The organism is Novosphingobium naphthalenivorans NBRC 102051, from assembly GCF_001590985.1.
Taxonomy (GTDB): Bacteria; Pseudomonadota; Alphaproteobacteria; order Sphingomonadales; family Sphingomonadaceae; genus Novosphingobium; species Novosphingobium naphthalenivorans.
Window position 1 is genome coordinate 1 of sequence record NZ_BCTX01000051.1, and the last position, 22,374, is coordinate 22,374.

The window sequence follows — 22,374 nt, forward strand, 5'->3', positions numbered from 1 at the left end:
GGCGGATCGCATGCGCGATCCGCCGATCCTGCCATAAGCCTCAGATCAGAAATTAACGCGGGCCCGGATGCCGTAGGTACGCGGCGGCTGGACGGCAGAAGTCAGATACTGTGGCACATAGGGGCTCTGCTCACCGCCACCGACATAGGCCAGCGTGTTGGTGATGTTGCGCACGAACGCGCCTATCGACCACTGCTCATTGGGTCCGTTATATGTGATCGAAGCCGATAGGATGCCGTACGCCTTGGCCAGCGAATTGGCCGTGTAGGTGTTCGACACGTAGCGCTTCGAGGCGAAGTTAAGGTCGCCATCGAAGGTGAAGTTACCGCCATTGGCGAGGTGGAGAATCTGGCTGATTCCAACATTGCCCGACCATTTCGGCGCGCGGTTAAGCGGGTAGCCCGAACAGTCGATCGACACAAACGGCCCCAGCGGACCTGCAGGCAGGTTCGACGGAGAAACCGGACAACCGACCGAACCCGGGGGCGAAAGAACTTCCGCCTGTTCATATTGGAACGATTTGTACTTGGCATTCAGATATTCGATGCTGCCGCGGATGGTGGTCGTCGACGTCGGCCGGATTATGGCATCGACGTTGAAGCCATAAATGCGAGCGCTGCCGGCATTCTGGGTAGCTGCGGCAAGGTTGCCGAAGCCGTCGATTATGACCTGAGAAAGCTGGAGATCCTTGTAGTCCCAGTAGAAGCCCTCGACGTTAAACTGGATCGTGTTCGAGGCGAAGCGGTTGCGCAGCCCAACCGTGTAAGCGGTGATCTTCTCCGGTTCGAAGGCGAGCACACGCGAAGTGTTTTCCGGGTCGACAGCCTGGTTGAATCCGCCTGCCTTGAAGCCGGTAGCCACGTTCGCGAAGAACATGCTCTGGGGTGCGATGTCATACTCCATTCCCGCGCGCCACGTCGCTCGCTTGAAAGTCTTGGCGCTGTTGAACGAGCCCGGCGGGAGGACGCTGCATTCAGTCCCTGCGGGGAAGCCGAGATCCGGAAGGCAGGGCGGGTTGCCAGTGACCGTAGGAGAGACTGCGACGTAACGAAGGTCACTCGCCTCGCGCTTATCGGACGTGTAGCGACCGCCGACGGTCAAGCGTAGGGCGTCGGACAGGCTGTATGTTGCCTCACCGAAGATCGCACCCGCCTTCGTGTTGAGCTTGGAACCGATCCGGATACGCTGGATGAGTCCGGCGTCGACGAAGAAATCGCTACTTTGGTCTTCCTTGAGACCGAACACGCCTACGACCCACTTGAGTTTGTCGCCACTGTTTCCGAGGCGCGCCTCGAGCGAATAATAGTCCGAACGATCACCATCGGTGCCATTTCCGCCAGAGGTGTAGAAATAGGTTAAGCCGAGCCCGAACTTCGCATGCGTCCAGCGATAGGCTGGGATGATCGTCAGCGTCGCCCCGCCGAAGTCGTAATCAATCTGTCCGTCGATCGCAAAGCTGTCCACGTCCTGCTTCGGGTCAAACGTGTCCTGTCGGGCTAGGATCGAACTTGGCGGCGAAGTGCCGCCCGATGCCGCGAAGTTCGCGTCTGCGAGACCTATGAAATAATCGCTCGAGGCTTTCGAAATCGTTCCCAAGAACTTCGATTCTCCGGGAATTGTCGGAACGACGGCAAGGCCGGCTCCGTTGCCGCCGAGATGGAGGTAGGATGCGCGCAGATTCGCAGACAACGCGCCGCTCTCGAAATAGGTCTGGAAGCGGACTGACTGGTGCTTGTCGTCGTCCCGGCCGTCGGTGAGATAGCCATCTCGGTCGCCGATTTGGCCAGAGAGGCGAACGGCGAGGTTCGACCCAATCGGCAGGTTGATGGCCGCTTCCCCCTGAAGCGCGTTGTAATTGCCGTACTGGCCCGACACATAGCCCGAGGTTACCCCAAGCTTGGGTCGTGCTGCAATCAGGTTGATGACGCCGCCCGTAGCGTTACGACCGTACAAGGTTCCTTGCGGTCCTTTGAGAACTTCGACCCGCTCGAGATCGAAGAAGTTGCCCGCGATGGCCTGCGGTCGCGTTATGGGAACTCCGTTAAGATTGGTCACGACCGCGGGGTTCGCAGCGATCGTCACACCGAAGTCGCCAACGCCGCGGACGTAGATCTGATTGAAGCCGCCGGCGCTTGCCTGAATACCGGTCGCGACCTTGGTGAGGTCACTTGCCGAAAGCACGCCACGCTGCTGGATCGTGTCGCCGCTGAGCACTTCGATTGCCAGCGCCGTCTTCTGCACCGACTCCTGACGCCTCTGGGCGGTGACAACAATATCGCTGATGCCAGACGACTGGGATCCCGTGGCCGTCTGAGCGGCTTGCGCCTCGCCTTCCGCACTGTTTTGGGCGAAAGCAGGCACGGCGATCAGCGCAACGCCTGCGATTAATGTCGCTCGAAAATATGTACTTGCAGTCACTATAATGCTCCTCACCCGTCCCTGAAATTATACAAATTTCATTACCCGCAACGCGGGGCGTGGCTTTCTTGGTCGATTGGCGCGCGTTTCGTGCTCCATTCCGTCCCAATCGCCATCTTTCCACGTGACCGGGTCATGTCGGCTTCCCGACTGACGAGTAATCCATTGATGGCTAGAAGAACCACTCATCGGCAAACCGCCTCTCGATCACTTGCACATGCAAGCACTCTGGTGCGATTTCGTCAAGATATTTTGTACCTAAAATATGAAGGCGTGCTGGACGCGTCTCCTAAGGGACACGATCCGCATTCTCCAAATCATTGAATCGATTGGGTGGCGCTGGAAGGTCGACCGACGAGCGTGATTGCAATCATTTATAACATAATGAAATAACACATTAAATATTGATATCTCCAAGAGGTGACCCAACGACGCCCACCCGCGAGATCCTAGATTAGCGCCTTTGTTCAGCGTCCGAGTTGCGCGATGAGCCGTGTCGCGTAGGGCAGTCTACAGCTTAAAATGTTTCACCTTAAAACATTATGGCTCGCGTATCTGGAGGTTTTTGAGGCACCCCCGGAATTCGCAGGAAAGTTCACATGGTGGTGGAGGCGGCGCTGACCGATCTTTCGGAACGGCAGTTGATGGGGCAGATGGATTATAATCTGCTGTTTCGGTGGTTCGTGGGTCTGGAGATGGATGCTTGGGTGTGGGATGCCTAGACCTTCTCAAAAAATCGGATCGCCTGCTCGAAACCGAGGTAGCGCGAGAGTTTTTGATCACCCTGACCAGTCTTGGCCAGGTGCGGCTACTGCTGTCATCGGATCATTTCTCGTTCGATGGCACAATGATCGATGCCTGGGCATCGATGAAGAGCTTCCGGCCCCGCGATGGCTCAGACGATCCGCCCGGGGCCGGGCCGCAACGGCGAGCGCATTTTTCGCGGCCGGTCCAGCATCGCCACCAGCGCCTCATAATCGATCGCCGCCATCACCAGCCTCCTCCGACCAAGACCTCATACTCGGCGAGTGGCCGAAACATGTATGGCTGTGGCAGCGGCAGTGACATCGCCGCACGGAAGGAGCCCAGACCCGCCTGGTCGACCACCTGCAGCCGCCGCCCGTCTCACAGACGGAATGATCGGCCGCGATCTCGCCAGTGGGCACACGATAGACGGCAAATTCCGAGGGCGTCAGATCGGCGATTCCTATGGTAAGCGCCCAAGGTCGGAATGAGGCCGCGCCGGGCTATCGAGTATAGGTTATTAAGCGCTCGCTCTCACGACCTTCCTCCTCGGAAGGAACCTCGGTCAGCAACCGATGGCGGATGAACCCTTCGGCCCGCCCCAGATCCCCAGGCGTGTCGATATCGATCAGCTCATAGGCCGGCACCTTCATGAGATGACAACCCGGCGATGACCGCAGCAGTGTCTTGGCTCCACGCCCATCGGGCAAGTCCTGCAATGCGTCGAACCACTTTGACATGAAACAGGCTGGTACGCCGGGCCTGCCATCGGGATATCGCGTGGCGGCCATGCCATGCATCATTCCTTGCCCCAGCACCGCAGCCAACGTGGCAGAAGAGACGAGCGGCATGTCCGCAAGATGAATGAGCAGTCCCTCCATCCCCTGGATGCGGGCATAGTTTACGGCATGCATTAGTGAGGTATTCGGTCCCCGAGTCCAATCCGGGTTGGCAACAACCGCGATCCGCTGTTCGATCCCCTGCAGGAAGGCGGGCAACGGCCCGTCTGGCACAATGACCACAACCGGTGCGATCGCTGTCGCCGCCTCTACCGCCCAGCGCCCGAGCGGTCTTCCGGCTAGGGGCGCATCAAGCTTCCCGCCACCATAACGCCGGGCTTCCCCGGCGGCAAGAAGCGCGATCATGACATTCGTTCTCCTCAAATCCAAATGAGGGGACAACATATGTTGATTATATGACCTGAGGCGACGCTGTCAAAGTGGCCTGAAGGATATCGGGTGGCGCCGATGAATTCGGCACGCCGTCCGGCGGCGGCGCGGCGCGGATCTTCAGCTATCCGCTCAAGAACGCCGATGCCTTCAACGCACAGGGGCAACTGATCTGGGCGCCCGATGCCGATACGCGGGTCAATGCCAGCGTGTCGTCGCGCGCCCGATTCCCGACGATCTTCGAGCGGTTCAGCACCCAGTCCGGCACCGCGGCATCGAACCCAGGGCTCAATCCCGAGCGGGCGATCAACTACGAGCTGGGCGCCAGCCATCAGTTCGGCGCGGTCCGATTCGAGGGTGCGCTGTTCTACAGCGACGTCAAGGACGCGATCGTATCCGTCCGCCCGGCAGGCTTCCCGGCCAACACTACCCAGCGGCAGAACCTCGGCAACGGCAAATACTACGGCGGCGAACTGTCGGTGACGGCTAAGGTCAGCCCGGCGTTCGAGTTCGGCGCCAACTACACTTACATCCATCGTGATTTCGACATCACCGGTGCCGCCGCTGGCACCACTGTCCCAGTCTTCGCGCTGACCGGCGTGCCGACCCACAAGGCGTTCGTCTTTGCGAGTTGGAAGCCGCTCCCCGGCCTGACCGTTCAGCCCAACGTCGATATCGCTTCGAACCGGATGACGTCGACCACTGCCTCCACCCCAGTCTACTACGAGACCGGAAGCTGCGTAGTCGCCAACGTCAAGATCGACTACGCGGTCACTCCAAACATCGAACTGGGTGTTGGCGCTCGCAACCTTTTCGACGACAACTACGTCCTCACCGATGGCTTCCCCGAGCCAGGGCGCAGCTTCTTTGTCAGCGCGCGGGCGAAGTTCTGAGCGCCATGCAATTCCGGCATCCTTGATTGACGGCCAAAGGAAGGCAAAATGCAGCCATGAGCGCTCCAGTTTGCCCAATCGCCGTCATTCAGGATGCTGATGCGCCAGAAATCCAGCGCTGCTTCGCCGATTTAGTTCGCCACATAGCCAGCATACGAATTGCCGGTGTCATCGAAGTCTTCGACAGTCTGGGTGCTGACGGTGCATGCAAACGGAGTTTTCTGCGCTCATTCGCTGATGAGCAGGTGTTTTCTCTGTTTCAGGAACTCGGCCAAGCGGCTGACGCCTGTGCACTGCTTCCCGAGGGGCTTATTTCAGCAGCCCACGCGGTCTGCCGGGATATTTCTCGGGGTTGCGATCTGTTGATCCTGAGCAAGTTCGGGAAGCTCGAGGCTGAGAACGGATCGGGTCTCGTGCCGGCATTCGTTGCAGCACTGGAGGCTGGCGTGCCAATTCTCACATCGGTTTCGCCACGTTACCGGCCGGCGTGGGAGACCTTCGCGACGCCGCTATTCTCCACGCCGGGGTGCTCGGACGACGTGCTGGATAGCCGGTGGGCAAGATTGCAGAAACAAAAGTCATCCGAACCGATCATGTAGCTTCTCGCGCCTCCACGCGAACGGCTCCACGATGTAGTATGGCGGAAATTTCTTCTGATGTCCGCGCTACGGCCAATCTCAGCGCCTCATCCACATGGATATAGCCTTGAGTTACCGTCTGTGCGGCATGCCCAAGCATGGCCGCAATTGTCAGTTCTGAAAAGCCCAGGTCACCGGCAACGCTGCCGAATGTATGTCGCAGCGTATGCGGGGTAGCGTTGGTGATTTTTGCGATGGCGCATAGGCGTGAGAAGCAATCCCGGGCCGTCGTGATCGGACCGTCGGTGCCCGCAGATGGAAATACGTAGGGATTGCTGGCGACGGTGGGCTGCTCCTGGATCAATGAAATCGCTGGAGCGCCGATCGCTCTAAGCTGAGCGTCCCCTTTGGTGTCGGGGAAGGCGACATAGCCACCACCGGCATTCAGCCAGCCGCGATGCATCGCTTGCCCCTCCTGGCGCCGGAAGCCGGTCAGTAGCAAGAGTTTGATGATGGCGATCCCCACGGGGTTTTCACCATGACGCTCTGCCACCACCATGGCGGCACCCAGATCTTCAATCTCGGCCACACTCAAACGGCGCTTCTTCTTGTTGGATGCGAGTTTACGTGCGCCCTTGGTGGGGTGTTCCTTCAGCAGTCCCTTGTGCTTTGCATGGCCAAGTACGCTTTGCAGCGTGCTCACCACACGGGGAGCGACCCCGGCGCCGCCGGTGCTGACGCCGCCGCGACCACCCGTGCGCGGTTTCGCCGTTTTTCCATTTACCACGTCGGCCTGCATCGCTTCGACGTCAGCCACTGTCAGATGGCGTGCTTTCCGCTGACCGACCAGCGGCTTGATGTGTGACTTGATCCGGCTCTCGTCCATGCTGAGAGTCGAGGCCTTGATAGGTCTGTTGCGCCGCCCCAGAATACGACCGGCTCGGGCCTCTTCCAGATACCAATCACACAACTCGGCAACGGTGACATCCTTGCGAGCCTGGACCACCGCCTCGGCGGGGTCGCCGCCGGCAGCAACTTCGCCCAGCTTGATCTTGGCCAAATCGCGCGCATGTTCGACAGTGAAAATGCCATACCGTCCGAGCTTGACCCGGCGAGAACGCTCATCGACGTTGCGATACTGGATAACGAAGGTTTTCGCTCCGGATGCCCCGACGCGGATTCCAAACCCCCGAGTTTCGGTGTCCCAATGGAAGGTTTGTCCCTTCGCGGGGATCGGCAGGGCGTCGATCGCTTTCTTGGTGAGTTTTGCCATGTCCGCTTCGATCCCGTGTGTGCCGCCTGCTTACGCGGATTGCTTCTAGAGCAAAAGTAAGCAATACGTAAGCAGAAAATGGCGTTTGGACGGCGGAAATCGGATAGCGTGGCGAATTTATCTACACATAACTAATTATAAATACTATATTATCGTGTTATAGCGAGCTGCGGCGTAACGAAATTTCAAAATTGCCAAGGTTGGGGTCGAGGGTTCGAATCCCTTCGCCCGCTCCAGTTTTCCTACAGAAAATCATAAATGCAGCCGCACGATGCGGCGGTGTTTATGCGTGCGTCACGCCAAAACGGGGACGCGCGGAAAAAGCCGGGCCGAAGGTGCAGGTCCTTCGCCCCGCGGCATGGGAAACGCCTACCCGAATCCGAACGCGAGCGTCCTCCAAGAATCTGACGGGGCCGGTATTTGCGGTGCACGTTCGAGAGATGCCCGCCACGGCCATGCCAGATCGCAAAAAGCATCCTGCCAACTACACCAAATTAATATTCTCCTATATAAAGAGCGCTTGGGGGAAAATCGGACGACCATTCAATGGCTACGAAACCAAGGCAGGCAAAGCTTCAAAGGCCCGACAAGCTCGCAGCGCTGGAAATGGCGATGAACAAGTTGCCGATCGGTGTCGGCTTGTTCGAAACCGATGGCACACCCGTATTTATGAACCGCACCTTCATTGCGCTTCACAATGTCGACGAAGAACACAGCGGGGAATTCAACTTTGAAGGGCTGATCGCCGCCGGCCTGTTGGACACGTGGAAGCAGGATCCCCGCGCGCATTTCGAGAAAGTGGCCCGCGCGATCAGGAACGGCCACAGCTATTCCTCCGAAGTGGACGTGGGCGGCAGGATCATCGCCATCCACGACATGCCCGTCGAAGGCGGGTTCCTGCTTTCGACCCAGCAGGACGTGACGGAGCGGGTGACAGCCGAACGGCGGATCGCGCACCTCGCAAGCCACGATCCGCTCACCGAACTGGCAAACCGCAGCGCATTCAACACCAAGCTGGCCAATGCCATCGAGGAAGCCCACGCCAAGCGCCAGAAATTCGGACTGCTGTTCGTCGATCTGGACCGCTTCAAGGACGTCAATGACATCTTCGGCCACAAAGCCGGCGACTTGCTGCTTCAGGAGATGGCCAAGCGCTTTCGCCACAGCGCGGGCCGCAATTTCCTGGCTCGTCTGGGCGGCGACGAATTCGCGCTGATTGTCAGCGAGGGTATTCAGCCGGAAGCGTCGGGCGCGCTCAGCAACCAGCTGATCGAATGCACTTCGGAAGATTTCCTGTTCGAAGGCAATTCGCTTTCCGTGGGGCTGAGCGTCGGCATTGCCGTCTATCCCGACGATGGCACGGACGCCAAAACCCTGATGAGCAGCGCCGACACCGCGCTCTACCGTGCAAAGGACGATGGCCGCGGCGTCATGCGCCTGTTCGAGCACGACATGGACACCCGCATCCGCCAACAGCACCAGCTCAAGCGGGATATCCGCAAGGCGCTCGAACGCAACGAATTTTCCCTGTACTTCCAGCCGCAGGCCACCGTCGCCAGCCAGATTTACGGCCTGGAAGTGCTGCTGCGCTGGAACCACCCAACCCGCGGCATGTTGATGCCCGACGATTTCGTGCCGGTCGCCGAGGAGAGCGGACTGATCATCGAGCTGGGCGAATGGGTGCTGCGATCGGCCTGCCGCGAAGCCGCATCCTGGGAAAACCCGCTGCAGGTTTCCATCAATCTCTCGACGGTGCAGTTCCGCCATGGCGACCTTGCCAAACTCGTCCACGAGATCCTGCTGGAGACCGGCCTTTCGCCCAAGCGGCTGGAACTGGAAATCACCGAAACCGTGCTGTTCAACGACTTCGCCCGCGCCATCAGCCAGCTGCGGCGCCTGAAGGCCCTGGGCGTGCGGATCGCCATGGACGATTTCGGCACCGGCTATTCCTCGCTCTCCTATCTGCAATCCTTTCCCTTCGACACGCTGAAGATCGACAAGTCGTTCGTGTCCGGCCTGCGGGAGAACAACCGCTCAGCCGAGATCATCCGGGCCATGATCGGCCTGGGCCGCGGCCTCAATCTGCCGATCGTTGCCGAAGGCGTCGAAACGGCCGAGCAATTGCGCTTCCTGAGTGAAGAAAAGTGCGAGCGGATCCAGGGCTTTCTGATTGGCACGCCGCAGCCCATCGAGGCCTTTGGCAGCTTGCTGAACCCAGGCACATCGCAACCGGCAGCTGCCGGCAGCGCCGGATAACCGGCGGCGATTACACGGAAAAGGGTCCGCGATTTCTCCCTTCCAGCCCCTCCCGATGACACATCATTGTCACCAATATGACCCGGAAATGCCTCTGAACTGACCGCAGGAAGTCAGAAAACAAGACCAGATGCGCCCCCAATCCGAATCTCGAACAGGGGGGTTGCACCATGCGATTCAAGACTATCCGTAATGCCAGTATTCTCAGTACGTGCCTTGCCGCGATTGCCGTCGCCACGCCGGCGCTGGCTGACGACGCAGCCGATGCCGCTGACGCCGCCGACGCGCTAAACGGCGACGCCATCATCGTCACCGGCACCCGCGCCACCTACAACAACTCGGCACTGAGCGAAGAGCTGATCGCGGACAAGTCGCCGGTCGCCTCGGTGCTCGACCTCGCCAACACCCTGCCGGGCGTGCAGGTGCAGGAAGGCGATGCCTTCGGTTTCGACGACTGGTCGACCGCCTACTCGATCCGCGGCTTCCAGACCAACCTTGACCAGCAGCAGGTCGGTCTCACCATCGACGGCCTGCCCAATGGCGGCTCGAACTATGGCGGCGGCTCGAAGGCCAACCGCTTCGTCGACACCGCGAACATCCGCACCGTCGAAGTTTCGCAGGGCACCGCCGACATCGGCTCGCTGTCCAACGAAGCGCTGGGCGGCACGCTCAACTTCGTGACCTCCGACCCGCTCGACGAGATGCGCGTGCGCCTGTCCGGGTCGGTGGGCGATTTCGAAGCGAGCCGCTACTATGGCCGTTTCGACACCGGTCTGTTCCTGAACAACACCGCCAAGGCCTGGATCTCGTATTCGCACCAGCAGGCGACCGACTGGATGGAAGGCTCGGCGCAGAACCATCGCGACAACTTCGCCGGCAAGTTCATCATCGACACCCCGGTCAAGCTGACGGGTTATGTCGACTACGACTATGCCCACGAAGACAACTACGATCAGATGTACAGCCCGGAACAGTACGCAGCCAGCCCCCACGCTGACGCCCTGACCGGCGTCTGGACCGGCATTCCGGTCATCGACCAGAACTACCGCCGCGCCTGGTCGACGATTCGCAAGAACTTCTTCGCCTACCTCAAGGCCGACACCAAGATCGGTGACAGCCTCGACCTGCACGCCTCGGTCTACTATCACGACATGGCCGGCCGCGGCGACTGGGCTCCCCCCTATGTCGTCGACGTGACCGACGATGGCGCCGGCAATCCCGAAAGCGAACTGTCCGGAACCAGCACTGTCAATGGCGGGTCTGCGCTGGGCAAGATCTATTTCGTCGACGCCAACGGTGTGGCGCTGACCGCGAGCGAAGGTTGCGCCAGCCTCTATGATCCCAGCTGCTACGCAACCGGTGCCATCGGCGCCCAGTCGTACCGCCACACCCACTACCGCAAGGACCGCCTGGGCTTCACCGGCGAAGGCACCTGGAAAGTGACCCTGGGCGGCCTCGACAACAGCCTGCGGGCCGGCCTGTGGTACGAAGACACCACCCGGCAGGAATGGCGCAACTGGCATAACGTCACCGACACGACTGTCGGCATGGCCTATGACTCGACGCCGTACTGGACCCAGTACAGCCGCAAGTATCCGCAGACGACCTTCAAGTGGTATGTTCAGGACACCGTGCAGGTCGGCCCGGTCACAGCCAACATCGGTGCCAAGCAGTTCACCAACCACCTCGACCGCGTCGACCTGTTCGGTGATACCGACAACGTCAGCATCAAGTCGACCTCCAAGGTCCTGCTCTCGGGCGGCATCCAGATCGAGCCGGTCCATGGCCTCAACGTGTTCGGCGGCTATGCCGAAAACTTCAAGGCGCTGACCGACTCGGTTCTCGAATACAACAATGCCGATCTCTCTGAGATCAAGCCCGAGTCGGCCAAGAACTGGGAAGCCGGCGTTCGCTATGAGAACGGCTGGTTCCACGGCTCTGCCACCTGGTTCAAGTCGAAGTTCTCCAACCAGGTGATCTACGTCTCCAACTCGACCGCATCCGGTATCGACTACCTCGGCGAAGGTGACGGCATCTTCTACAACGCGGGCGGCATCGACTCCGAAGGCTTCGAACTGCTGGCCAACGTCCGCCCGACGACGAACCTCAACCTCTACGCGGCCTACACCTACATCGATGCCAAGTACCGCGGCACCGGCGACAGCGTGCTGGACGCCGAGCAGGGCGTGACCCCGGGCAACCGCGTCACGGGCATCCCCCAGAACATGTTCGTGCTCTCGGCCAACTACCGGCTTGGCCCGGTCTCGCTGGGCGTGACCACCAAGTACACCGACGATCGCTACGTCAATGCCGACAACAGCTGGAAGGCCGACAGCTACATCCTCACCGATCTCAACATCAACGTGAAGGGTGAAGCGCTGAGCCAGGCCCTCAAGGCCCTGCAGTTCGACCTCACGATCAACAACCTGACCGACGAGGATTACCTCGGCGGCATCTCTGGCAACTATGCCTGGATCGGCGCGCCGCGCACCATGGTGTTCACGGCCACTGCCGATTTCTGATCCATAACTCCCAGACACTCATGGGGGAGTGTTCCGGAAAGGCGGGGCGGTGTCCAAAACCGGCCCGCCTTTTCCGTTTCCCCGCCTGAAATTCCGCGCGAGCCCGCTCCGCGCCGGTTGCCCAAAGGACCTGCACGCCATGACCCGCCCGTTCCGTCCCGCCGAAGTTTCCCGCCGTGCCCTGCTTGCCGGCATGGCCGGAAGCGCCGTGTTTCTGGCCGTGCCATCCGCATTGCTGGCCCAGGCCGCGATCCTGAATCCGGTGTTCCGCCATGGCGTCGCCAGCGGTGACCCGGACGCGACGAGCGTCGTCCTGTGGACCCGCGTCACCACCGAAGGTGCGGCCTCCGGCACAGTCTCCGGCACGTGGGAACTCAGCGCCACGCCCGATTTCGCCCAAGTACTGAAATCCGGCCCCTTCACCACCGATCCCGGCCGCGATCACACCGTGAAGGTCCTTGCCGGCGGACTGAACCCGGGCGGCGTCTATTACTACCGCTTCCGCGTGGGCGAGGCCGTCTCCCCGCTTGGCCGGGCTCGCACGCTGCCCGAGGGGCGGCTCGACCGGCTCGGCATCGCGCTGACGAGCTGCTCGAACTACGCCTTCGGCTACTTCAACGCCTATGACGCGATCGCGCGCGATGCCGATATCGACTTCGTGCTGCACACCGGCGACTACATCTACGAATACGGCGGCCAGGACGGCTGGGGCGCGGACATCGCCCACCGGATCGGCCGCGTCCACGCGCCGCTGCACGAGATCGTCTCGCTCGCCGACTACCGCACCCGCCACGCGCAGTACAAGACCGACATGGGCGCGCAGGCCATGCATGCGAACCACACCCTGCTCGCCTGCTGGGACGACCACGAAAGCGCCAACAATCCCTGGACCGGCGGCGCTCAGAACCACCAGCCGGACACCGAAGGCGACTGGGCGACGCGACGCGCGGCCTCGATCCGCGCCTATTTCGAATGGATGCCGGTGCGCGAACCCGAATGGCTGGCCGTGAAAGGCCGCAGCCGGATGCAGTTCTGGCGCGGTTACAGCTTCGGCGACCTTGCCACGCTGCAGACGATCGAGACGCGCCACACCGCACGCGCGAAGCAGATCGAGTACATGGACTATGCCGAGAGCATCACCGATGCCGCCTCGGCCCGGCGCTTCAAGGAGGACGTGCTCGGCGCGCCGGACCGGCCCATCCTCTCGCCCGAATGCGAAGCCGACCTTGCCGCCGCGCTCACCCGCTCGGTCGAACAGGGCCAGCCCTGGCGGATTATCGGCTGCCCGATGGTGATCGCCCGCGTCGACGTGCCGGACGTGGTCGGGCTGGGCCTCGTCGCCGATCCCTCGGCAAAGCTGGCCGCCGCGAAGTCGAAGGAGGAACTGGCGAAGATCGCCGCCGATCCGGCCGTGGCCATGGCCTGGAAAGGGCGCTTCAACCTGCCCGACTACACCGACGCCTGGGGCGGCTATCCCTGGGCCCGCGAACGGCTCTACGACCTCTCGCGCGAGGCGGGCGCCGGGGACCTCGTGTTCCTCTCGGGCGACAGCCACAGCTTCTGGGTCAACCGCCTCGCCGACCAGGCAGGCCGCCCGGCGGGGATCGAATTCGGCACGGCCGGGATCTCCTCGCCCGGCGACTTCGTGGACAGCGGCTTCGGTCCGGAAACCGCGCGCGCGCTCGACAAGGCCTGGGCCGAGCACATCCCCGAAGTCACCTGGACCGACAACATGCACCAGGGCTACGTGCGCGTGGAATTCGAGCGCGAACAGGGCATGGCGACTTTCGTCGGCGTCGATACCGTTCTGACCCCCAGCTACCGCACCATGGTGCTGCGCCGCGTCCCCTTCGCGCGGCAGGACAGGCAAGTCGTCCTCACCTGAGGAGCCCCGGAAAGCACGGCGTCTATGACAGTGTAGTCACTGAAGTGACCACGCCGTGTAACCATCTGCGCCTAGCCGCGCCGCAAGTTTCGCAAGGGGTGCGACATGACGGAACTTCTGGAATTGCCGCGCGGGCGGGGGGGCCGCCACGCGTTCGGGATGGCGGCGTGGCTGGCTTCGCTGGCGGGTGCGCCGGTGATGGCGGAAGAGCCGGCGCCGGTGGTCCATCGCATCGAAGCGCCGGAAGCCCGGCAGGGCGTCGCTTCGGATGGCACGTATGTCTATGCGATCGACAATGCCACGATCGCCAAGTACCGCATCGCCGACGGCAAGCGCGTGGCCGAATGGCATGGCGATCCGGCGCTCTATCCGCACATCAACAGCTGCACCCTTGCTGAAAAGCAGCTCGTCTGCGCCGCCTCCAATCATCCGGGCGTGCCGCAGCTCAGCACGATCGAATTCTTCGACCCGGAAACGCTGGCGCACGTCAACTCGGTAAGCCTGGGCATGGCGCCCGGTTCGCTGACCGTCGTCAACCGGCATGACGGGCACTGGTGGGCGGTCTTCGCCAACTACGACGGACCGGATCAGGGCGTGAAGGGCGGCGAGCCCACGCGCGATCACCGCTATACCCTGTTTGCCCGGCTCGACGAGGATTTCCGCATCGACCGGGGCTGGGCCTTTCCGGCGGACGTGCTCGACCTGTTCAAGCCCAAGAGCGCCTCGGGCGCGAGCTGGGGGCCGGGCGGGCACCTCTATGCCAGCGGGCATGATCGCGCCGAAGTCTATGTGCTCGACTTGCCGGAGGCCGGATCGGTGCTGGTTCACAAGGGCACTATCCCCCTCACCACGCATGGGCAGGCGATCGACTTTGACCCGCGCGATCCCACCCTGCTGTGGTCGATAGACCGCCCCTCGCGCACCGTGATCGCCAGCCGGATCGGAACGCAGTGATGAACCCCTTTCGCTTCATGCGCCTACGTTATCTGCTTGGTGCCGTCGCGCTGGTCGGCGGCGCTTCCTTCGCCGACCCGCTGCCTGCGCCGGACATCGCGCTGACAAGCGCCGCCGATCCCGACGAGACGCCCGCGGCCTGCCGCGTGGGCGATTTTTCGGTGATGACCTACAATGTCGCCGGGCTGCCCTGGCCCTTGGCCAAGAAGGGCCCGGAAGCCCTGCATGCCATCGGCGAGCGGCTCTCGCTGATGCGCGCGCAGGGCTGCGCCCCCGGCGTCGTCGTGCTGCAGGAGGCCTTCTCGGGCGATGCCAAGGCCATCGGCCGGATCGCGGGCTATCCTTATGTGGTCGAGGGCCCCTACTTGCGGACCGGCACTGCGCCCAAGGGCGTGGAGCGCGACTGGATGCTGGGCGAGACGGCCGGGACCCCGGTCGACAGCGGCCTCGTGATCCTCTCCGACCTGCCCGTGCTCGACGTGAAGCGCGCGGCCTTTCCCGAAGGGGCCTGTGCCGGCTTCGATTGCCTCGCCGCCAAGGGCGTGCTGATGGCCACGCTGCAACTGGCCGACGGGCGCGAAGTCATGGTGGCGGGCACGCATTTCAACAGCAAGGGCGCCTCGCACGCCTCGGCCGCGCGGGCGCTCGACGCCTACCGGCGTGAGGCTGACTTCCTCGCCAGCTTCGTTGCCGCGAACCGCACGCCGGGCGTACCGGTGGTGATCGCCGGGGACTTCAACCGGGGCCAGCGCCCGGCCCGCATCGCCGCCCTCGACGCCGCGATCGCGCGGCTGGGCGGACAGGGCGAGGCCGACGCGCTGAAGACCTGGCTGGCCGGCGGCCCGCGCCCGCTGACCAGCCCCGCCGATGCCGCCACGATCGTGCGGCGCGGGCGCGACATGCAGTTCACGCTGAGTGCGAGGGGCAAGGCGCTGATCCCGGCGGGGGCCGACATTCCCTTCGGCACCGAACCCGACGGCTCGATGCTGTCGGACCATATCGGGTACACGATCCGCTATCGCTATCCGGTGAGTTGACGAGGCGGGCCCATCTCCATGACCGCTCATCCTGAGCCCGTCGAAGGATGTGAACCACGCGCCACGCCCGCAGGGCCTTCGACAAGCTCAGGCTGAGCGGGTTGGAGCACGGTTGCAGGCAGCGCTGCACACTGCCCTACTGGTCGATGATCGGCCCGTTCATTTCGATCACACGCTCGCGATAGACCACGCGCTTGCCGCGATGGGCGCCGACGCCCAGGAACATGATGCCGATGAAATAGCCGAAATTGTACCAGCCGCCGTTGTTCGGCACGGCGTAGATCGTGACATCGGTGAAAAGCGAGGCCACCCACGCGAACGGGAAAATGAAGCCGTGCCAGACGCCGAGCAGGAAGCCCGGTGCTTCCGGCTCGACGGCAGCCGAAACCTGATGCGCGCATCCTGCGAGAACCAAAAGCAGGGCCATCGGCAGGAGGCGCGCGGGTCCGGTCATCTTACCGGCAGGCCCTCACTGACATGCCAGACACTCATCGTAATCGGTCGTCTCGCCGATCTCGAACTTGGGCGCTTCGGAGGTGTTGTCCGCCTCCACACCGCCCGCACCGGCGAAACCGGCGCGCTGCACCGACTTGGAGCGCAGGTAGTAGAGCGACTTGATGCCCTTCTCCCAAGCCTGGAAGTGCAGCATCATCAGGTCCCACTTGTCGACATCGGCGGGGATGAACAGGTTCAGCGATTGAGCCTGATCGATATAGGGCGTGCGGTCGGCGGCGAATTCGAGCAGCCAGCGCTGGTCGATCTCGAAGCTGGTCTTGTAAACCGCCTTTTCCTCCGGCGAGAGGAAATCGAGGTGCTGGACCGAGCCGCCGTTTTCCAGGATCGAGTTCCACACATTGGTGGAATCCTTCGACTTCGAAGCCAGCAGCTTCTGCAGGTAGGGGTTCTTCACCACGAACGAGCCCGAAAGCGTCTTGTGGGTGTAGATATTCGCCGGGATCGGCTCGATGCAGGCCGAGGTGCCGCCGCAGATGATCGAGATCGACGCGGTCGGCGCGATCGCCATCTTGCAGCTGAAACGCTCCATCGCGCCCTGATCGGCCGCATCCGGGCAAGGGCCGCGCTCGTTGGCCAGCAGCATCGAGGCCTCGTTGGCCTTCATGTTGATGTACTGGAACATCTGCATGTTGAGCGCCTTGGCCATCGCACTTTCGAACGCAATGCCCTTCTTCTGCAGGTACGAGTGGAAACCCATCACGCCCATGCCGACCGAGCGCTCGCGCATGGCCGAATACTTGGCGCGGGCCATCTCGTCGGGCGCGCGGTCGATATAGTCCTGCAGCACGTTGTCGAGGAAGCGCAGCACGTCCTCGATGAAGCGCTTCTCACCCTTCCACTCTTCCCAGGTTTCAAGGTTGAGCGAGGAGAGGCAGCACACCGCCGTGCGGTCGTTGCCGAGGTGGTCGCGCCCGGTGGGCAGCGTGATTTCCGAGCACAGGTTCGACGTCGAGACCTTGAGGCCGAGATCGCGGTGATGCTTGGGCATCATGCGGTTCACGGTGTCGGAGAAGACGATGTAGGGCTCGCCGGTGGCAAGGCGGACCTCGACCAGCTTCTGGAACAGCGAGCGGGCATCGAGCTTGCCGCGCACCGAGCCGTCACGCGGGCTCTTGAGTTCGAATTCGGCACCGTCGCGCACGGCTTCCATGAACTCGTCGGTCAGCAGCACACCGTGGTGCAGGTTGAGCGCCTTGCGGTTGAAGTCGCCCGAAGGCTTGCGGATTTCGAGGAACTCCTCGATCTCCGGGTGCGAGACGTCGATGTAGCAGGCAGCCGAACCGCGGCGCAGCGATCCTTGCGAGATCGCCAGCGTCAGCGAATCCATCACGCGCACGAAAGGAATGATGCCGCTGGTCTTGCCGTTGAGGCCCACCGGCTCGCCGATGCCGCGCACCGCGCCCCAGTACGTGCCGATGCCGCCACCGCGCGAGGCCAGCCAGACGTTCTCGTTCCAGGTCGCGACAATGCCTTCAAGGCTGTCGTCGACCGAGTTCAGATAGCACGAGATCGGCAGTCCGCGCCCGGTGCCGCCGTTCGAAAGCACGGGCGTCGCCGGCATGAACCACAGCTTCGAGATGTAGTCGTAGAGCCGCTGGGCGTGCTCCTGATCGTCGGCATAGGCATCGGCCACGCGGGCGAAGATGTCCTGATATTTCTCGCCGGGCAGCAGGTAGCGGTCATCGAGCGTCTCCTTGCCGAAATCGGTGAGGAGCGCGTTGCGGCTCTCATCGGTAACGATCGTAAAGCGGCGATCATGGATCGCCTTGGAATCGCTCTTCCTGGGCGCCTTGACCGGTGCCTCCGTCAGCAGATCGGCCGTAGCCGCGTCGGTCTTGTCCATGACGATTGCCGGGCCCTTGCCCGTCTCCTTTTCCTTCGGCGCGGTCTTCTGCGGGATCTTGAGTTCGCTCATTTCCGCGTGATCCCCATCATCGTAGCCCTGATCATGGTCCTGATCGTGACTGGCCACATGACCTTCGTTTCCGTTCCTGAAATCCACTTTGCGCCCCCGCATAGCCGCCGGTCAAAATCTGTCATCAAACCGCCTCACGGCAGGTTCACAGCTCAAGGCAGAAGCCGGGCAGTGCCGGTGCGAGTCGGCGGGCAGCGAACCTCACCGTTTAGCACCAAAAGCACAAAAAGAGAACAAAATGTTCCTGTCCGACCCCTGCCGCGCCGCTCTGAAGCCTTTGCCTCACCTCCGGGAACGCCTTGCGGGCCCATTGCGGGCCCGCGGACATTTCCTAGGTCTTGAGGCCTCGCAAGCGACGCGCCACAACCCATAGTGCTCTTTCTGCAAACGGGTGCAAGAGGGTGAAGTCGCGGTTAACATGGGCACCCTCCAAGGGGTGGACACAGCAGGGCATCGCGCGACGCGTGGAAAGTCCTGCACCCGCCGCTGGCGCAAGAGCCTTAATCACAAATGCGCGCAAAAATTTTTCCACATAAATTGGCGGCGAACCGAATCGGGCTTGCGACGAACCGAGTCCGTTCCGGGCAGAGTCAAGGGCCTGTTATAACAAATATGGGGTCATTCAGCCGGTTCACCACCCCAGATGCAGTGCCGGCAGGTCCCCTGCCGGCTGTTGCGCTCCGTCGAACCGTCTATGCACCTTGCCGAGACAGGGTGGGCAAAGGCCCTCCGCTCATGCCAGCATGACGATGCGCGGAGCGTAAGGCACCGCCACTGCAGTCCACACTGTGAAAGAGACCACGTCCCCATGTTCAACATCATCGGCGCCATCATCAGCGGCCTGTTCATCGGCGCATTTGCCCAGCTGTTCTATCCCGGACACCAGGGGTACAGCTGGGTCGCGACGATCCTGCTCGGCATCGGCGGTTCGCTGGTGGCCGGCCTCATCACCAGCCAGGGCCAACGCGATTTCAGCCGCGCCGGTTGCCTCGCCTCGATACTGGGCGCGATGGCGCTGATCTTTATCGGCCACGTTCTCAAAATCGGCGGCTGATCCCCGCCCGGCGCGGGAGCGATGCGATCAGGGCACCAGGATGGTGTCGACCGGCACGTCGTCCGTCTGCGGATAGTCGAGGGTGTAATGCAGCCCCCGGCTCTCGTGCCGCTTGAGCGCGGACTGCACGATCAGTTCGGCCGACTGCAGCAGGTTGCGCAGCTCGATCAGGTCGGTCGAGACGCGGAAGTGGCGGTAGTATTCATCGACCTCGGTATTGAGGAGCTGGATGCGGTGCATCGCTCGCTCCAGCCGCTTGGTGGTGCGCACGATGCCCACATAGTTCCACATGAAGCGGCGGATCTCGGTCCAGTTCTGCTTGATGATGACTTCCTCGTCCGGCTCGCTCACCCGGCTTTCGTCCCAGGCCCGGACCGGCGGCGGCGCTTCGAAGCTGTCCCAGTTCGCAAGGATATGCGCCGCCGCCGCATCGCCGAACACGAAGCATTCGAGCAGCGAGTTGGACGCCAGGCGGTTGGCGCCGTGGAGACCGCTCTCGGTGCATTCGCCAGCGGCATAGAGCCCCGGCAGATCGGTCCGCCCGTCAAGATCGATCAGCACCCCGCCACAGGTATAGTGCTGGGCCGGCACCACCGGGATCGGCTCCCTGGTCATGTCGATGCCGAGCGTCAGCAGCTTTTCGTAAATGGTGGGGAAATGCTCGCGAACGAATTCCGGCGGCTGGTGGCTGATGTCGAGGTGCACGTAATCAAGACCGAAGCGCTTAATCTCGGAGTCGATCGCGCGGGCCACCACGTCGCGCGGGGCCAATTCCAGCCGCTCGGGATCGTAGAAGGTCATGAAGCGCTTGCCGGTACGTGGATTGATCAGCCGCCCGCCCTCGCCGCGCACTGCCTCGGTAATCAGGAAGTTCTTGACCTCCAGATTGTAGAGACAGGTCGGGTGGAACTGCATCATCTCCATGTTGGAGACCCGCGCGCCCGCGCGCCAGGCCATCGAGATGCCATCGCCCGTGGCGCCGCGCGGCGCGGTGCTGAACTGATAGACACGTCCCGCTCCGCCCGTCGCCAGAACGGTCGCCCGCGCGGTGAAGGCTTCGACGTGGCCGCTCTCTTCGTTGAGCGCATAGACGCCCCAGACCCGGCCTGACGCGGAATAGCGCATCTCGTGCTTTCCGGTGATGAAGTCGATGCAGGAGCGGCCCGGCAGCAGGGTAATGTTGGGGTTGGCCTCGGCCGCGCGCAGCAGCGCCTGCTGCACCGCCCAGCCGGTAGCGTCATTCACATGGACGATACGGCGGTGCGAATGCCCGCCTTCGCGCGTCAGGTGGAGTTCGTTGCCGTCCATATTGAACGGAACGCCCAGATCGATGAGGCGGCCGATCGCGTGCGGCGCGCGTTCGATGACGAAGTTGACCGTTTCGCGCCGGTTGAGACCGGCACCGGCAATCATGGTATCACGCTCGTGCTCTTCGAAGGTATCCCCCTGGTCGAGCACAGCCGCAATGCCGCCCTGGGCCCAGGCGGTCGATCCGCCCGTAAGGCCGCCCTTGGCGAGAACGGCGACCTTGTATTTTTCGGCCAGTGCCAAGGCGGCCGTAAGCCCGGCGGCGCCTGAACCGATCACGAGGATGTCGAAAGTGCCGGCGGCGTTTGCTTGCGTTTCCATCACCTCCCCTTTGCCGAGGTATGACAATCCCTGCAAGATTTTGTCGCACTCCCAAAGGGTACATTGCACTGCAACACAAGCGCCTATAACATCTTAAGAAATCAGAGTCGGTAAAGACACTCTACTTGTACGAGTCGTAACCCGAAATAGCGGATCAATCGCTAGCCTTAGATAGCCCGGAGACTAACAAAGTGGTCAGACTTCTGGAATTCTGTCTACTAAACAGGCACAGGCCTACGCGATCAACTGTACAGTGGGATGGCGAACATTATGTTGGGGTTTGCAAGAAATGCAAAAAGCCCATCGTCCGCAAGCAGCATAAAATCTGGAAAATGGACAGACACAAGAAATAGATTGGCATGCAGACCGCGGAACCGTGCTGCACTCTCCATGCACAATGCTTCCGCGGATCACTGATGGCGGTTAAATTTATTTAACCGCCAATATAAACCATCTTCCGCATACCTGCCCCTCAGGCCGCGCTGCGCGCCTGGCTGGTTAGAGTGACGAAGACGTCCTCCAGATCGGCTTCGCGGGTTGTCACATCGACAATAGCGAATCCCTGGGCCTGAACCGCCGAGAGAATTTCGCCCGCATTGCTGCGGTCCTTGTCATAAGTGATTTCCAATTCCCGCTCGCCGGTCTTCTCGCACTTGAGAAAACCGGGGTGGCCCGGCAGCTCGGCCACTTCCCGGTCGAGCGTGAGGACCAGGATCTTCTCGCGCGCCATGCCGACGAGTTCGCGCGTCGGCTTGTTGGCAATCACCTGTCCGTGGTTGATGATCGCAATGCGGTCGCACAGCTCCTCGGCTTCCTCAAGGTAGTGCGTGGTCAGCACGATCGTCACGCCCTCGCGGTTCATCTCCGTGACCAGTTCCCAGAGCTGGCGGCGCAGTTCCACGTCGACGCCCGCGGTCGGCTCGTCGAGCACCAGCACTGGCGGCTGGTGGACCAGCGCCTTGGCAATCAGCAGGCGCCGCTTCATGCCGCCCGAAAGCGTGCGCGCATAGGCATTGCGCTTGTCCGCCAGATGGACCGCGCGCAGCAGGTCTTCCGAACGCCGCAGGTGCTTGGCGATGCCATAGAGCCCGGCCTGGATCTCCAGCACCTCGAACGGGGTGAAGAAGGGATCGAAGACGATCTCCTGCGGGACGATCCCGATCGAGCGCTTGGCGTTGCGCTGGTCCCTGTCGATATCGAAGCCCCAGATCTCGGCCGTGCCCGAGGACTTGCGCACGAGCCCGGCCAGGATGTTGATCAGTGTCGATTTGCCCGCACCGTTGGGACCGAGCAGCCCGAAGATGCCCCCCTCCGGCACATCGAACGACACTCCGTTCAGCGCCAGCTTGCCCTCGCCCTCGCCGGCGGGCGCATAACGCTTGACGAGATTGCGGATCGAGATGGCGGCATCGGGCTGGGGGGCAGTGCTCATGGTCCGAGCATGTGGGGCAGGTTTGCCGCCGCGTAAAGACCCCGCCGCGCCTGACCGCCCTGCCTTGCCGGTTTGTGATGCACAATATATCACTGATGG

General features: G+C 62.1%; 15 protein-coding genes and 1 pseudogene. 9 read left to right on the forward strand and 7 right to left on the reverse strand.

Annotated elements, in window-relative coordinates:
* Positions 1 to 45: 45 nt before the first annotated feature.
* Positions 46 to 2,418, reverse strand: coding sequence for a TonB-dependent receptor (locus NN5_RS16220; RefSeq protein WP_169801003.1), 2,373 nt, complete (start codon positions 2,416 to 2,418; stop codon positions 46 to 48).
* 602 nt (positions 2,419 to 3,020) lie between these two features.
* Here NN5_RS16220 and NN5_RS26960 point away from each other — a divergent pair.
* Positions 3,021 to 3,392: pseudogene (locus tag NN5_RS26960) on the forward strand (transposase); the annotation flags it as partial.
* A gap of 273 nt (positions 3,393 to 3,665) precedes the next feature.
* Here NN5_RS26960 and NN5_RS16225 read toward each other — a convergent pair.
* Complete coding sequence (locus tag NN5_RS16225) at positions 3,666 to 4,307, reverse strand: nucleotidyltransferase family protein (RefSeq protein ID WP_067735540.1); 642 nt, start codon at positions 4,305 to 4,307, stop codon at positions 3,666 to 3,668.
* Positions 4,308 to 4,447: 140 nt separating this feature from the next.
* Here NN5_RS16225 and NN5_RS16230 point away from each other — a divergent pair, with 140 nt between their 5' ends.
* The gene (locus NN5_RS16230; RefSeq protein ID WP_281190444.1) at positions 4,448 to 5,224 is read left to right on the forward strand and encodes a TonB-dependent receptor domain-containing protein; all 777 of its coding nucleotides are present in this window, start codon (positions 4,448 to 4,450) and stop codon (positions 5,222 to 5,224) included.
* Positions 5,225 to 5,280: 56 nt separating this feature from the next.
* Positions 5,281 to 5,823 carry a DUF2478 domain-containing protein gene (locus NN5_RS16235; RefSeq protein WP_067735546.1) on the forward strand — a complete coding sequence of 181 codons (543 nt, stop codon included), beginning with the start codon at positions 5,281 to 5,283 and terminating at the stop codon, positions 5,821 to 5,823.
* Here NN5_RS16235 and NN5_RS16240 read toward each other — a convergent pair.
* Positions 5,816 to 7,075 carry a site-specific integrase gene (locus NN5_RS16240; protein WP_067735548.1) on the reverse strand — a complete coding sequence of 420 codons (1,260 nt, stop codon included), beginning with the start codon at positions 7,073 to 7,075 and terminating at the stop codon, positions 5,816 to 5,818. The two genes, NN5_RS16235 and NN5_RS16240, sit on opposite strands and share 8 nt — an antisense overlap.
* Positions 7,076 to 7,687: 612 nt before the next feature.
* Between NN5_RS16240 and NN5_RS16245 the strand changes: the two genes are divergently transcribed.
* The 5 genes from NN5_RS16245 (at position 7,688) to NN5_RS16265 (ending at position 15,729) form a co-directional block, all read left to right on the forward strand.
* Positions 7,688 to 9,331 carry a putative bifunctional diguanylate cyclase/phosphodiesterase gene (locus NN5_RS16245; protein WP_245656554.1) on the forward strand — a complete coding sequence of 548 codons (1,644 nt, stop codon included), beginning with the start codon at positions 7,688 to 7,690 and terminating at the stop codon, positions 9,329 to 9,331.
* 170 nt (positions 9,332 to 9,501) lie between these two features.
* Complete coding sequence (locus NN5_RS16250; protein WP_067735554.1) at positions 9,502 to 11,853, forward strand: TonB-dependent receptor domain-containing protein; 2,352 nt, start codon at positions 9,502 to 9,504, stop codon at positions 11,851 to 11,853.
* Positions 11,854 to 11,992: 139 nt separating this feature from the next.
* A complete protein-coding gene (locus NN5_RS16255) occupies positions 11,993 to 13,738 on the forward strand; it encodes an alkaline phosphatase D family protein (RefSeq protein ID WP_067735614.1) in 1,746 nt (581 codons plus the stop codon).
* 105 nt (positions 13,739 to 13,843) lie between these two features.
* The gene (locus tag NN5_RS16260; RefSeq protein ID WP_306305109.1) at positions 13,844 to 14,692 is read left to right on the forward strand and encodes a hypothetical protein; all 849 of its coding nucleotides are present in this window, start codon (positions 13,844 to 13,846) and stop codon (positions 14,690 to 14,692) included.
* The gene (locus NN5_RS16265; protein ID WP_067735557.1) at positions 14,692 to 15,729 is read left to right on the forward strand and encodes an endonuclease/exonuclease/phosphatase family protein; all 1,038 of its coding nucleotides are present in this window, start codon (positions 14,692 to 14,694) and stop codon (positions 15,727 to 15,729) included. Before NN5_RS16260 ends, NN5_RS16265 begins: the two co-directional genes overlap by 1 nt.
* 136 nt (positions 15,730 to 15,865) lie before the next feature.
* Here the strand turns inward: NN5_RS16265 and NN5_RS16270 are convergent, their stop codons facing one another.
* Positions 15,866 to 16,183 (reverse strand): hypothetical protein, encoded by a 318-nt coding sequence (locus NN5_RS16270; protein ID WP_067735560.1) that lies wholly within the window; start codon positions 16,181 to 16,183, stop codon positions 15,866 to 15,868.
* Positions 16,184 to 16,198: 15 nt separating this feature from the next.
* On the reverse strand, positions 16,199 to 18,247 hold the full coding sequence (locus NN5_RS16275; protein WP_067735621.1) for a ribonucleoside-diphosphate reductase subunit alpha: 2,049 nt from the start codon (positions 18,245 to 18,247) through the stop codon (positions 16,199 to 16,201).
* A gap of 721 nt (positions 18,248 to 18,968) precedes the next feature.
* On the opposite strand from NN5_RS16275, the gene NN5_RS16280 reads away from it, so the two are divergent.
* Positions 18,969 to 19,214 carry a GlsB/YeaQ/YmgE family stress response membrane protein gene (locus NN5_RS16280; RefSeq protein ID WP_067735562.1) on the forward strand — a complete coding sequence of 82 codons (246 nt, stop codon included), beginning with the start codon at positions 18,969 to 18,971 and terminating at the stop codon, positions 19,212 to 19,214.
* 27 nt (positions 19,215 to 19,241) lie between these two features.
* On the opposite strand, the gene nadB is transcribed toward NN5_RS16280, so the two are convergent.
* Both nadB and NN5_RS16290 read right to left on the reverse strand, forming a co-directional pair.
* Positions 19,242 to 20,843, reverse strand: coding sequence for an L-aspartate oxidase (nadB, locus tag NN5_RS16285; protein WP_067735565.1), 1,602 nt, complete (start codon positions 20,841 to 20,843; stop codon positions 19,242 to 19,244).
* Between the two features lie 472 nt (positions 20,844 to 21,315).
* A complete protein-coding gene (locus tag NN5_RS16290) occupies positions 21,316 to 22,275 on the reverse strand; it encodes an ABC transporter ATP-binding protein (RefSeq protein WP_067735568.1) in 960 nt (319 codons plus the stop codon).
* Positions 22,276 to 22,374 lie beyond the last annotated feature (99 nt).